The 12,064-nt window shown below is 56.3% G+C and carries 14 protein-coding genes and 1 pseudogene; 4 read left to right on the top strand and 11 right to left on the bottom strand.

The genetic code is table 11. From position 1 onward, the window contains the following. Window positions 1-6 precede the first annotated feature (6 nt). From tnpB (JOE48_RS20040) to JOE48_RS20080, 11 genes and pseudogenes are all read right to left on the bottom strand, one after another. Window positions 7-354, bottom strand: a complete 348-nt coding sequence (gene tnpB / locus JOE48_RS20040; RefSeq protein ID WP_210032380.1) for an IS66 family insertion sequence element accessory protein TnpB — start codon at window positions 352-354, stop codon at window positions 7-9. Continuing rightward, on the bottom strand, window positions 351-737 hold the full coding sequence (tnpA, locus tag JOE48_RS20045; protein WP_132368449.1) for an IS66-like element accessory protein TnpA: 387 nt from the start codon (window positions 735-737) through the stop codon (window positions 351-353). The genes tnpB (JOE48_RS20040) and tnpA (JOE48_RS20045) overlap by 4 nt, the downstream gene beginning before the upstream one ends. 81 nt (window positions 738-818) lie before the next feature. Then, window positions 819-2,147 (bottom strand): annotated as a pseudogene (gene tnpC / locus JOE48_RS20050) (IS66 family transposase); the annotation flags it as partial. A gap of 95 nt (window positions 2,148-2,242) precedes the next feature. Then, complete coding sequence (gene tnpB, locus JOE48_RS20055; protein ID WP_210032391.1) at window positions 2,243-2,590, bottom strand: IS66 family insertion sequence element accessory protein TnpB; 348 nt, start codon at window positions 2,588-2,590, stop codon at window positions 2,243-2,245. After that, window positions 2,587-3,000, bottom strand: coding sequence for an IS66-like element accessory protein TnpA (gene tnpA / locus JOE48_RS20060; protein ID WP_210032393.1), 414 nt, complete (start codon window positions 2,998-3,000; stop codon window positions 2,587-2,589). Before tnpA (JOE48_RS20060) ends, tnpB (JOE48_RS20055) begins: the two co-directional genes overlap by 4 nt. Window positions 3,001-3,137: 137 nt before the next feature. After that, a complete protein-coding gene (locus tag JOE48_RS20065; protein WP_210032395.1) occupies window positions 3,138-3,872 on the bottom strand; it encodes a hypothetical protein in 735 nt (244 codons plus the stop codon). A gap of 380 nt (window positions 3,873-4,252) precedes the next feature. After that, a complete protein-coding gene (locus JOE48_RS20070) occupies window positions 4,253-5,326 on the bottom strand; it encodes a patatin-like phospholipase family protein (RefSeq protein WP_210032397.1) in 1,074 nt (357 codons plus the stop codon). A 209-nt stretch (window positions 5,327-5,535) separates the two neighbouring features. Next, a complete protein-coding gene (locus JOE48_RS30420; protein ID WP_312893308.1) occupies window positions 5,536-5,943 on the bottom strand; it encodes an ADP-ribosylglycohydrolase family protein in 408 nt (135 codons plus the stop codon). Further along, window positions 5,898-6,443 (bottom strand): ADP-ribosylglycohydrolase family protein, encoded by a 546-nt coding sequence (locus JOE48_RS30425; protein ID WP_312893309.1) that lies wholly within the window; start codon window positions 6,441-6,443, stop codon window positions 5,898-5,900. The genes JOE48_RS30420 and JOE48_RS30425 overlap by 46 nt, the downstream gene beginning before the upstream one ends. Further along, window positions 6,436-7,059, bottom strand: coding sequence for a cyclin-dependent kinase inhibitor 3 family protein (locus JOE48_RS30430; RefSeq protein ID WP_245252891.1), 624 nt, complete (start codon window positions 7,057-7,059; stop codon window positions 6,436-6,438). Before JOE48_RS30430 ends, JOE48_RS30425 begins: the two co-directional genes overlap by 8 nt. Window positions 7,060-7,130: 71 nt before the next feature. Then, window positions 7,131-7,700, bottom strand: a complete 570-nt coding sequence (locus JOE48_RS20080) for a recombinase family protein (protein ID WP_210035925.1) — start codon at window positions 7,698-7,700, stop codon at window positions 7,131-7,133. Window positions 7,701-7,978: 278 nt separating this feature from the next. Between JOE48_RS20080 and JOE48_RS20085 the strand changes: the two genes are divergently transcribed. The 4 genes from JOE48_RS20085 to JOE48_RS20100 all read left to right on the top strand — a co-directional run bounded on the left by JOE48_RS20085 (window position 7,979) and on the right by JOE48_RS20100 (window position 11,763). Beyond that, on the top strand, window positions 7,979-8,755 hold the full coding sequence (locus tag JOE48_RS20085; RefSeq protein ID WP_210032399.1) for a hypothetical protein: 777 nt from the start codon (window positions 7,979-7,981) through the stop codon (window positions 8,753-8,755). Between the two features lie 4 nt (window positions 8,756-8,759). Further along, on the top strand, window positions 8,760-10,115 hold the full coding sequence (locus JOE48_RS20090; RefSeq protein WP_210032401.1) for a hypothetical protein: 1,356 nt from the start codon (window positions 8,760-8,762) through the stop codon (window positions 10,113-10,115). Window positions 10,116-10,659: 544 nt separating this feature from the next. Further along, window positions 10,660-11,244 (top strand): histidine phosphatase family protein, encoded by a 585-nt coding sequence (locus JOE48_RS20095; protein ID WP_210032403.1) that lies wholly within the window; start codon window positions 10,660-10,662, stop codon window positions 11,242-11,244. Between the two features lie 15 nt (window positions 11,245-11,259). Continuing rightward, complete coding sequence (locus JOE48_RS20100; RefSeq protein WP_245252893.1) at window positions 11,260-11,763, top strand: MgtC/SapB family protein; 504 nt, start codon at window positions 11,260-11,262, stop codon at window positions 11,761-11,763. Window positions 11,764-12,064 lie beyond the last annotated feature (301 nt).

The following is a 12,064-nucleotide window of genomic DNA, read 5'->3' on the forward strand; positions in this document are numbered from 1 at the left end:
CGTCTCTCAGCCCGCGATGCGCGGCCGGTCCGTGCGCTCGGGCGCCCGCCAGTCGATCCCCTCCAGCAGCATCGCGAGCTGAGCCGGCGAGAGCGCCGCCGCGGCCCCTGCAGTTCCCGGCCAGACGAAACGGCCTCTCTCCAGCCGCTTCGAGAACAGGCACAGCCCCTGGCCGTCCCACCACAAGACCTTGATCAGCCGCCCCGCACGGCCGCGGAAGACGAAGGCCTGACCGGAGAACGGATCACGGTGCAGGTGGTCCTGCACCAGCGCGGCGAGCCCGTCGAAGCCCTTCCTCATGTCCGTGTGGCCGGTGGCCAGCCATACGCGCGAGCCCGAGGGAACGGGGATCATCGATCCAGCAGCGCCGCGAGAAGATCCCGCACCAAGGCCGGATCGGCACCCGCTTCGGCACGCAGCCGATGGCCGTCGGCCAGTTCCACCTCGATGGCGCCACCCGACGCACCCTGGTCACGCGTCGGCAGCCCCACCGGTGCCGGCAGTGCGAGCGGTACGAAGGGAGGCGGAACCGGCAGGGCCGCCGCCCGCTCCTCATCCCAGGCCTCGCGTCGCCAGCGAAAGAGGAGCGATGGCGTCAGGCCATGGCGGCGTGCCACAGACGAGATCGACGCGGTGGTGCTCTGCGCCTCATCGAGGATCGCTCGCTTTTCCTCACGCGTCCACGAGCGACGCGTGCCGGCTACGACGATATGGGGCGAGATCGTAGGTCCAGACATAGGGCGGATACAGGCCTTCGCGACAGCACTGTATCCAAGTCCAGGATCTTATCCCGCAAGGCGCCTGCCAACGAGCGCTTACCGCTCGGCGGCGTTGTTCGTCAGGCAGATCCGACCGTCCTCCAGGAAATGGGTGAAGCCGGGCCAGCGTCGCAGCAGGTAATCGATCGGCTCGGCCACAGCCGAGGATCGCGACAGGCGCGAGCGCTGCTCACGCAGCCACGTCTCCAGTTCGGCCGCGAGGGGCGCGCTCTCGGCACGACGCACCCGCAGACGTTCGTCGGCCGAGCGGCCGTTGATCCCGCGCTCGATCTCGAACACCTCGTCGATCCGCCGGACCGCCTCCAGCGCGATCGGCGAGATCACCGTAGCTGTCTTGCCCCGCCGTGCCTTCGCTGCGACGTCAGCGAGCACGAAGAACCCGCGGCGGGCATGCGCCCAGCAGAGCGCCGGGCGGATCGCGCCTTGCGGGCGCGTGGGATCGTAGAGGCGGTTGTAGCCGCTATAGGCATCCGCCTGCAGGATCCCGCTGTAACCGCGCAGATGAGCCTCGGGATGCACTCCGGCCCGGTTGCTTGAGGCGTAGAACAACGCCGCCGGCGGGTCCGGGCCGCCGAAGGGGCGGTCGTCACGGACATAGGTCCAGATCCGGCCGGTGACCGTCCGGCCCTTGGCCAGGATCGGCACCGTGGTGTCGTCGCCGTGGAGCCGCCCGGCCGCCAGAACATGCGCCGCGATCAGCGCGTGCAGGGGCGCGAGCGCCGCCGTGCAGGCGCCGACCTGGTCGGCCAGCGTCGAGACCGATAGCGCGATCCCTTCCCGGGCGAAGCGCTCGCTCTGGCGGTTCAGCGGCTGATGCTGGCCGAACTTCTCGAACAGGATCGTCGCCAGGAGGTGAGGCCCGGCAAAGCCGCGCGGCGTGACGTGGAAGGGCGCGGGCGGCTGCGTGATCGTCTCGCAGGCCCGGCACGAGAAGCGCTCGCGCACGGTCTGGATCACCTTCCAGGTCCGCGGGATCACCTCCAGCGTCTCGGTGATATCCTCGCCCAGCTTCGACAGCTTGGCCGATCCGCAGCAGGGGCAGAGCTCCGGCGCCGGGATGAGGATCCGCTCGCGCGGGAGATGGGCCGGGAACGGCTTGCGCGCGGGCGGCCTGCGGGGCGGCAGGCCGGCCCCCAGCGTGCGCGCCAGGGCAGCCTCGGCGGCGGCCGCCTGTTCCGTGGCCGTCGCCTCCAGCTCTTCCAGTTCGAGCTCCATCTGGTCGATGAGCCGCGCCGCGCGCTCCGAGCGCGTGCCGTAGAGCTCGCGCCGCAGCTTCTCGATCTGCAGCTTGAGATGCGCGATCAGCGCCGCACCGCTCGATCGGTCTGCCTCGGCGCTCAGCCGTGCGGCCCGTTCGGCCAGGATCATGGCGTGCGCGGCGGCAAGGTCGGAGGGTAGCGACTCGGGCGATGTGGTCACCGGAGCAGGGAATCACGCCCGCCCGGTCCTGCAAAGGGCCGACCTCACCCGACCGAGCTGGGCCGCCAGGTCTCCTGGGGATGACGCCAGTCGATGCCCGAGAGCAGGTAGCCCATCTGCGCCGATGAGATCGTCACCACGCCGTCGGCTGGGCTCGGCCACAGGAAGCGACCCCGTTCCAACCTCTTCGTGAACAGGCACGCGCCCTGGCCGTCGTGCCAGATGACCTTCAGCAGATCGCCGCGACGGCCGCGGAAGCAGAACAGATGCCCGCTCAAGGGATCGCGCTGGAGCACCTCCTGCACCTGCAGCGCGAGGCCGGGGAAGCCCTTGCGCATGTCGGTGTGGCCGGTCGCGAGCCAGACTCGCACGCCGGTGGGGACGGGGATCATCGCTCCTCCAGGACCGACAGCACCCGGCGCAGCGCCTCGGCGTCGACGTCCCGATCGACCTTGAGACGCCGGCCACCGCCGAGATCGATCTCGATCACACCGGCCCGGCGGCGGCGACGCGGACCCTCGTCTGCAGCGGCCGATGCCGGCAGGGTTGGCACGCAGGGGGCAGAGGCCGGCTCAGGCTTTGTCACCACAGGCACGAACACCGGAGCCGGCTCGGCCCCGCCGAGCCGGCCCTCGCGGGCTTGCCGGCGCCACGTGAACAGCAATCCGAGCGCGATCCCATAGCGGCGCGCGACCGCACTCACCGATGTGTTGGCCACGAAAGACGCCTCGACGATCCGCGCCTTCTCCTCGAAACTCCAGCGCCGCCGGCGCTCGACCCCGCCAAGAACCTCGACCCGCATCGCCCTGATCCGATGACCTTAACGCCAGCATTAAGGTCAGACGTCGGGCACGAGGCCCCGTCTCACAAGGCGGCTCTCACCGGAGGCGTACGGTCCGGTTTCATTGGAATCCGGTGCTCAGGTGAAATCGGAAGCGTTCAGGGTTTAATGTCTCTGTCGCGAAATATTGGAATAGGGGATTGGCGGGCAGCGTGGTCGTAGCCCCATTGGACACTTTGACTCCCAATGTAAATTCCGATTGGTGTGATCACAGCAGTAAGGGCAAGCTGAGCGATTGCGTGCCGCTTTAAATTCGATCGATAATTCTGGATTGCAATAAGTACTGCAATTAATCCAAATAAAGGCGGGATTAGACCGAGACCAATCAAAGGAGACAGGTAACCGGCAGTTATCATAAATCGCTGGTGAGAAGCATTGGATGACTTATCAATTTCCTTCCAGAAATCTTTCTCGCGCATAGTCCGTGGTATACGAGGGGACGGCGCCGTCAGCAGGCGCGCTAGTCCTTTGAGTCTTCCAGCAGTTTCGCTTAATGTGGCTAGGGACGAGTCCGTCATTGCAGAAGGTTCGGTTTTGAGTACCTTCGCAATATCTACGATCTGTGCTGCAAGTTCCTCGTTCTCTCTTGTGGATAATACTCCGTAAAAAAGTGATGACCCGTTCTCCCCATGAACTCGGATCTCAGATGCTAACCGCGCAACGTCTGACGGTGAACCTTGCTTGATCGACTCGGCGGCCTTATCGATTAGGACCGCAACATCATTGAGGTACTCAGCAATTTCCTTTCTTCTTGCCCGTTCGGCTTTTAACAACTCGCCGACCGAAATCCGCAATTTGTCTGCGAAGCCGAGAAATGCGGAGAGGTCGACCATGGTTTTATCGCCCGCGATTATCTGCCCAATCTTACACGCCTATCGACACCAAAGAAGGGGTCATCGCCCGAGCCTCACGGATGGCAGCTTTTAAGCGACGATTATGTCACCGTAGACCGCCCTGTCGCCCTTTTTCATCCCTCTCACTGTCCCGCTGGCCGACCATTAACGTGCCACAGCTATCCCCCACTGAGAAGCGAACTGAATTCGGTGATCGTGTTTCAACCCACATCGATTGCCAGTGCGTGTCTGGCCATGGTCGCAGCCATAGGGGCATTGCTGCAGATCAGGTTTGGGCCGCGTCCTCCCGTCACAAGTGTTTCGACGGCGAAGCACAATTTCGCCGGCAGGGTGTGCATCTACGCGTCATAGCTATGGGTCTATTCAGCATTGCCCTCGATCGGCAATGCCCTTTCAGGCAACACATGCTCCGGATTAAGTTTCCTATAGAGCAAGTTGGCAATCTCGTCTATTTGGGAGTCATGACGGTCCACCAGCATCCTAGCAAATACCTCAAGTTCCGCCATGTTTTCTTCACTTGAGTCGTCTAGATCGTCATTTCCAATTGCAAGTTGTCCGTCAATTTTAATATATCTCCTAGTCCCGCCAGGACGATTAAGCGTTTGATTAAGCATCATATAAGTCGACTCTGCTTGTCCGGAACTCAAAATGGACAAGAGAGGCACTCCACGTCTTGGACTGACCCAATTTACAAATCCCCAATTCTTTACCTCGTGGTACATGTATGGACGCGACTCTCGACCTGTTCCGAGTGATATGATCGTTAGATCTTCTAATGGATAGCCAAGCGTATTGGAAAAATGAAGCCCTGCCAGGGCGGGATCATTCATAAACACACCACCATCTATGAGTGTCCGGTATGATTTCTGATCATCATGTAGGATACGTGCAGGTGCGAAATAGGTCGGGGCGGCTGTAGATGCCCGCACCACATCTTTCACAAGCATTCTAGACGTCGTGTTTTTCTCGTCATCAATGTTCGTCATAAAAACAGGTTTTCTAGTCTCTATGTCGTAAGCAGTGTAGACAACGTTCGTTAACGCCTCTCCAATAGTGGCAGTGCGTAACGTGCGTTTTAATATTTCATCTAAGTATCCATGGTCGTATTTCTCGTCAATTATGTTGAGGACGTCGCGAATTTTTTGGAAAAGCGTTCTTGGAAATATAGATCTGACGTGTTCTCTAAAGAAATCAACCACGTGATCCGGATGCATAACTGCTTCATTAGAATCAGGCCCATTCGGGGTCGTAATTGCCGATGCAACGATAGCTCCCGCAGATGTTCCAACGACGAGATCAAAATACTCGTGAAGACCTCGAATGTTCTCCGGATCGATTTTTTTGATCCTTCTATATATTTCGGACAACACGAGAGCTGGAACGATGCCCCTCACGCCTCCCCCGTCGATCGTCAATATTATTCTGTGCGACATAATAGGTCTCCTCGAAGAGACGAAGCGAACTTTGTCTTAGATTTTGTTTTTATGTGATTTTCACAACGGGTATTGGATTTCTGATTATGTTTGGGCGGATTGTTTTGGTATTATTGTCGAGTTTTAAATTCAGAGGCTTCAGAGCGCAAGATATTTTATAGGCACAAGCATTTTTTATAACAGGGACGGGCACCAGTGGGAAGTCGGTACTAATTTAGCTCTGCTCCATATGTCCGTCCGGCGACTCCTGCCAGTCGGTGGTTCCAAGCTAACCGATCGTACCATTCCTTGGGCACTTCAGTGATCCCGTATAACGCTCCCGCAATTTGCCCGGTCACAGCGGCAATCGTATCAGCATCATCCCCGAGGTTGAACGCTAGGAGGACTGCATCTCTGAAGGTGCTCGTCTCGCTCAGGCACCAAAGAGCAGCCTCAAGGGTATGGATGACGTAGCCGGAGGATCGGATTTCGGATCGTGCTTTCCCTTTGTACGAACCATCCATAACCGCCTGAACGCCGGGACAAAATGGGCCATAGGACGCGGAGAGAACGTCCCTGAGCGACTTGCCACCTATGAGAGAGGCAAGGATGGTCGCGAGGGCTTCACAGGCGTCCACGGCTTCGGCCGCACCGTGTGTGTGGTGTAGCTTTGCCGCCGACTGGCATCCTTCAAGCGTTCGGGATCGTTCCAATAGCGTAGAGCCACCGGAGCGAGACGCATGATCGATCCGTTTCCCCCGGTCCTGGCATCGGTCGGTCCGGCTATAGGGTCGTCCGTGCGTCGGAACTGTTCCAGCGCATTGCGAGTGGTCATAACGATATCGAAGCATCGGCCCGTGCACGAGTTCTCACCGGCTTGATACCACCGGCAGAACCGTTCCATCAGGTCCCGTTCGTCCAACCCATCACAGGCTATCTGCGACTCAGCCAGACATAGCGCCATGGCTGTGTCGTCCGTCCATTGCCCGGCTTTCAGATCGAACGGTCCGCCACCCACCATGTCATAGACCGGTGGCTCCGCATCCCTGACCTCGAATTCCAGGGTGGTTCCGAGAGCGTTCCCGACCGCAAGGCCTATGAACGCGCCCAAGGCTCGATCCCGCACGGCTTCAGACATTCAGCAGCCCTTGTTGGAGAACGTAGGCTTCCTGAGCGGGCGTCTCGATGGCTCCGGGCCTAGCCGCTCGGACTTGTTCAATCGCCTGTTTCGGGTCCGCGCCCATCATCACCATAAGCTTGGCCGCGATTATGCCTGCGCGCCCAAGACCCCCACGGCAATGTACGACCACCGACCCGCCCTGGTGAAACTGTTCGAGGATGCGCGGCCCTATCGTTCGCCAAGCTGCATCGAACGCTGGACCTGGAACACTCACGTCGGGAATGGGTGCATAGTGCCAAGCAAGGCCGGCATCCCTCACCGCTTCAGGCAAGCCTTTCACGGACAGTAGGTCGAACTCGTGGGCTTCCAGAAGGGTAAGCACCGACGAGGCTCCCCAATCGCGGATCACGGCCACGTCCGCCTGTAGGTCTCTCTCCCACGCCCCACCGGCTGATGTGTCATCGACTTTACCGGGACAGAATGTGATCCCTAGGCGAGCCCCACTCTCTCCTACAGGTATGGTTCCGATCTGTAGCGGATGTGTAACGGAATTTCTGATCGTTCGCTCAGTCCTCGGTCGGCTGTGATTTCCGAAAACAGCGTACCCGACGTGCCAAATATCGTCCTTCGCCATTTTTCCTCCGATGCATTTATCATAACACACCGGAGCGACAGAGAAAATGGTAAGCTGTTATTATAGTATGGCTATCGAGGCATCACGTGGGACGGAGCGAGACTGTTTAACAAGCGGTAGACCGAAGCCCGCGCCACCTTCAGTTCTCTTGCGATAGCAGTGGCGCCCATTCCCTGTGCAGCAAGAGCCTTTATCCGCTCAGGATCGATGCTCGGTTTGCGGCCCTTGTAGACACCTTCGGCCTTTGCCTTCGCTACGCCTTCCAGTTGCCGCTCTCGCCGTATGGCCGTTTCGAACTCCGCAAAAACCCCAAGCATCTGCAAAAAACAGCGTCCAGCGGCTGTGGACGTATCGACAGGCTGCTCGATCACCTTGAGGGAAACACCCTTCGCTTCGAGCCGCTTCACGATGGCTGCGAGGTCCCCAACTGAACGGGCTAACCGATCGATCCTCGTTACCGTTATAGAGTCCCCAGCCCGCGCGAACTGTATGATTGTTTCCAGTTCGATTCGGCCTTCCAGCTTGGTGCCCGTCTGCGTCTCGGATCGGATGACATCACAACCTGAGTGACGCAAAGCCTCTTGCTGGATGGCCAAGCTCTGTGATGAACTGCTGACCCGGGCATAACCGTAGATAGCGATGGAAGCCTCTCTGTCTCGTTAGACTCTAGACCCTCCCACCATACCGTCTCGGAACGCTAGAGTCGATGCTAAAAAGACGTCTGGAATGCCCCCGGTGTGTCTCGTGCCAATGTCTCTTATGAGTATACGCTAATGACATACGTTCAGGTATTCGTCGCCTGCGATATGTTGCGATAATGTCTTACGCTTTCTGCGACAGGTGTAAGTAGTTGTGAGATGCGGCTATATCGATTGAAAGCTTGGCCGAATAAGATCAGAAGCGGAGGAATAAGAGCGCGATGTCAGACTTGATGGATTATATTAGAGAATTTAGCTGCGACAGAGGCGAGTTGCCGCTGGTTCACACAACCGACAAGTTCACATTGCAGCTTATTAGAGATAGCAAGCGTCTTGAAACGAAAGAAGACTCCGTCTACAATGGCGAGAAATTGTTATACATGTTCTATGGTAGACCATCTTTCCGTGTAAACTCTAATATAAATCATACGTCAGCTTCTTTTTTTGCGCCAGTTTGTCTTATATTCGATAGGGATCTATTGGGAAGCGCATATCGAATCATGCCGTTCGATACGGGGGCGCACCATGACGGTATGCTGAAAGAAACAATTCACAAGAGCATGGATAGGAGTAGATTTGCTCTTGACGTAGATCCCGACTCTCCGATGAAGTTGATTAAATGCTTCTATGGAGACGAGATGTCTTACTTGGACAATAGACCAAGTCATGGCGTTGTTGATTTGGACGAATTGCAAAAATCTCAAAAGCATTATGTCGAGGCATACTACCATCTTGTTCACCATCGATCTAACTCAGCGTTAGACGAAAGGGTCAATGCTGTGGAAGTGCAATTCGATAAAGACATTGACATCGCTGGGCAGCTTCGAGCCGTGATCCTGCCGTCGCGCTTCTTTACTGCCGAAGTAATAACTAACATTGAAAACGAATTTGCCGCCACTGCTATCATGTACGATATGCCAGCAACTTATAAGCCTTCTGAGCTTATGAATACAATATATGAAAAAGTGAAGAACTTCATTGTAAGCAATAGAGTGTAGACATATGTCTGACGATATTAATGAATGCGACGCTCCAAAAAAACTTATCGGATACTTAGAAATAGACATAGATCCACCTACTTTTTTAATTCCGGTATTTCAGGATTTAGATAGTGATGCACTTTTGATTCAGGTCGCCGGAATAAACGATGAAATAATTTCGTTCGACAAAGCGCCACCCATCATCCGAAAAATTGTCTATCCCGAAATTGTTATAAGGCGTATTGGTGACCCTGTTTTGTTTGGAATCTTTGCAGGCGGTTCGGCGCCCTTCTTTGGCAATAAGGAAGCTCTAAAAATTAAAATGAAAGAGCATCTTGATGTCGGCGAGTTAGAAATGACGCCTGCATTTGCGTCCAGCGTCGCGAAATACGTGGAGGATAAAAATGAGGTGACTCGTCTCAAAATGAAAATTTTTGCGGAGACTCCGGCAAATCTCGTGGCTACACGAAAGTTTTTTTTAGAAAACAATATCATCCGGGAAGACCTATACGAGGCCTTTCCACAAGATCAGCATGAAATTATTGCGATGACTCGCATATCTATAAGTGGTCAGCAAATAAGCATAAAAATTCCCGAAACGGCTTCTCAGCAAATCAGGAGAGCGTTGGGTAGTAGGGTTAGCGAAACTTTCAAAAAATTTACATCCCTTGATAGTGTGAGCGTAAGCTTTGAAGAAGATGCTCACGTCGAGTCTCAAATCATCCAGAGTATCAAGGCCGGACAATTCGATTTTGATCCGGCAATACTTGATCACCCGGAGTGCAGAAGTTATATATATTTTAAGTCGTCGATGATTCTAATCCCGGAAGCTGCCGAGCGTCATCTTAGTTACGGCCTATCTCAGCAGAACGCTTTGGATGAACTTTTGGATCCTTCCATAGGCATAAAGGCGATATCATTTAGTACCGCCCGCAGGATTGTTGGTGCGGAAAGCGTTTCGCTGGTCAGTGCAATGTTGTTCAGATACATGATTTTCGGTTCATTGATGGATGCAACTCATAATACTCGATTCCGTTTACATGCTGCAATAGTCTCTGTTGATCTGTCAAGACTGCCGGAGGACTATGCTCAAAAACTTGGGTCAATATATCGAAGGGACCTTGAGCCAAACGAGATTTCAAAGACGTCTTTATTGTCACTCTCAATGATAAGTTTTGCATGTAGAAGACTCGAACTTGAATTGCAGCGCGTCGGTCCGGCGATTAATATGCGCGTCAACTCGTATTATTCGCCTGCTAGGATGAACAGGAGCTTCCTTGAGGCCTGGAGTCTGTATTGCAAAGATGAATTCCAGACTGGCCACGTCGACGAATTAACGAAGTTCCTTCCACTTGGATATGACATGCTTGATGGGTGATTCATTGCTCGCCCTAATATCGTATGAACATTGGCTCAAGCTTCAACCATGCTCCGTCCGCTATTCCACCAGTGGTATTATAACGAGGGAAGCGGTCTATCGCGTCCGTCAGCATTTCGAGGGTGGGTGTTTCATATCGCCGACCCACAGATGCAACACGATGGCCGGTGATGGCGTCGCGTAGACGTTCCTCGATGCCAGCTCCTAAGGCACGGGTCTTCCATGTGTGCCGCCAGCCGTGATTGGGATCGACGCCCGGATCGAGGTTGATGGCCGCACGCACCCACTTGCCGACCTTGTGCCCTCTCAGTTCCCCCGGAGTAGTCAGGGACCGCTTTCCGTGTCGAGTAGGTTCGAAGAACAGCTGACCGGGGCCGCACGCTTCCACGAACGCCCGAAAGCCCTGTTCAATGAGATGGGAGTGGATCGGGACGGTTCGGGGTTCGGCCGTCTTCGTTGCCCTGTGAGGCTTGATAACGGCCTCTATCTCCTACCCGGAACCGACACATCACCAAGCGACCAGCAACTGAGTCACTGAGCCCCCATGTCCGCACTGACCGTCATGTTCATCCGTCACGCTGAGAAGCCGGGCGGTAGCTTTCCTGGCGATGGCACTACGGCTGACGGCATCACCGACGATAAGTCGCTTGTGATCCGGGGATGGCAAAGGGCGGGGGCTTGGGCGGCCTTATTCGGGTCGGACCTGTCCAGCGCCGACTATCCCCGCCCCAACGTCATCTATGCGGCCAAGCCTGAGCCGGTGACGAAGAAGGCAAAGTTCAGCCACCGTCCGTTCGAAACAGCGACACCTTTGGCCGAACGCCTACAGCTCCGTCTTAAAGCTGACTATGAGGTCTCACAGGAACACGAGCTGGAGGAAGAGATTCGGAAGCTGACCGGGGTCGTGATCGTCTTCTGGGAGCACAAGGCCATCGTTACGGATCTGATCCCCGCCTTGAAGGGTGATCAGATCATTCCCGGCGTTCCTACCAAGTGGGATTCGGACCGTTTTGACGTGGCGCTCCGGTTCGATAGGGCTGTTCCCGACACTCCGTGGTCATTTCGCCAACTCTCTCCGCGCCTGATGAGTGGGGACAGCGACGCACCCTTTTCCAAGCTTGAGGGCTGAATCAGCGGTCCGCCGATGATGATGATGACCGCGACCGACCTGTGCCTGCGTCTCGGGGCCTCTGTGGTCGCCGGCATGGTGGTCGGTTTCAATCGGGAGATGCACGCCAAGCCTGTCGGTGTTCGCACGCTTGGGTTGGTCGGTCTCGGGGCTGCTCTTGTGACGATGGCGGGTTCTGGATTCTCGCCAGCTGACACCGATGCGAACGCCAGCCGAGCCATTCAAGGCGTCATCACTGGCATTGGCTTCCTGGGCGCGGGTGTCATTGTCAAAGGCGCCGGCAAATCGCACGTCCATGGAATGACCACAGCAGCCGCCATATGGGTGACGGCCGCTCTCGGTATTGCGTGCGGTCTCGGCGCCTACTTGCCCGTTACGGTTGGGCTGATTCTGCTGCTCCTGCTCCTGGGGATTGGTGGCCGTATCGACCGCATCATAGACGTATGGTGGGCGAAGAAGCTAGGGAAGGACACGGAGGAAACAGAGGTCTCACGTCAGAAGGGCGCATCACCCGATTAGTTCGTGGTGGTCCTTCGAAGCGTACAACAGCGATCCCCTATAGCTTCGGGCCATTCTCGGATCGTCGGCTGATGCTCACTCCTATGGCTGTCTGGTGCTCATCCTATTGGTGGGGGAACGTCGAATCGGCCTCCCGCTATGATTCGTGCGCGATCCTTCGGTCACAATCTGTCACACCGACCCTCGAAAACTGCTTCTTTTTCACCTTCCGTTCGATGGCCAGAAATGGTAGACTAAGCATCCCTAAGGCCCTGAAAAGAAGATGGTTTTTTGATTGTAGGTTGACGTTACGAGCGTACAA

It is taken from the genome of Methylobacterium sp. PvR107, from assembly GCF_017833295.1.
GTDB lineage: Bacteria > Pseudomonadota > Alphaproteobacteria > Rhizobiales > Beijerinckiaceae > Methylobacterium.

What these genes read in the sequence shown, in the direction of transcription:
- JOE48_RS30425 (WP_312893309.1), bottom strand. Translation starts at nt 6,443, where the DNA reads ATGTCTGAAGCCGTGCGGGATCGAGCCTTGGGCGCGTTCATAGGCCTT.
- JOE48_RS20085 (WP_210032399.1), top strand. Translation starts at nt 7,979, where the DNA reads ATGTCAGACTTGATGGATTATATTAGAGAATTTAGCTGCGACAGAGGC.
- tnpB (WP_210032380.1), bottom strand. Translation starts at nt 354, where the DNA reads ATGATCCCCGTTCCCTCGGGCTCGCGCGTATGGCTGGCCACCGGCCAC.
- JOE48_RS20095 (WP_210032403.1), top strand. Translation starts at nt 10,660, where the DNA reads ATGTCCGCACTGACCGTCATGTTCATCCGTCACGCTGAGAAGCCGGGC.
- JOE48_RS20070 (WP_210032397.1), bottom strand. Translation starts at nt 5,326, where the DNA reads ATGTCGCACAGAATAATATTGACGATCGACGGGGGAGGCGTGAGGGGC.
- tnpB (WP_210032391.1), bottom strand. Translation starts at nt 2,590, where the DNA reads ATGATCCCCGTCCCCACCGGCGTGCGAGTCTGGCTCGCGACCGGCCAC.
- tnpA (WP_210032393.1), bottom strand. Translation starts at nt 3,000, where the DNA reads ATGCGGGTCGAGGTTCTTGGCGGGGTCGAGCGCCGGCGGCGCTGGAGT.
- tnpA (WP_132368449.1), bottom strand. Translation starts at nt 737, where the DNA reads ATGTCTGGACCTACGATCTCGCCCCATATCGTCGTAGCCGGCACGCGT.
- JOE48_RS20100 (WP_245252893.1), top strand. Translation starts at nt 11,260, where the DNA reads ATGATGATGATGACCGCGACCGACCTGTGCCTGCGTCTCGGGGCCTCT.
- JOE48_RS20090 (WP_210032401.1), top strand. Translation starts at nt 8,760, where the DNA reads ATGTCTGACGATATTAATGAATGCGACGCTCCAAAAAAACTTATCGGA.
- JOE48_RS30430 (WP_245252891.1), bottom strand. Translation starts at nt 7,059, where the DNA reads ATGGCGAAGGACGATATTTGGCACGTCGGGTACGCTGTTTTCGGAAAT.
- JOE48_RS20065 (WP_210032395.1), bottom strand. Translation starts at nt 3,872, where the DNA reads ATGGTCGACCTCTCCGCATTTCTCGGCTTCGCAGACAAATTGCGGATT.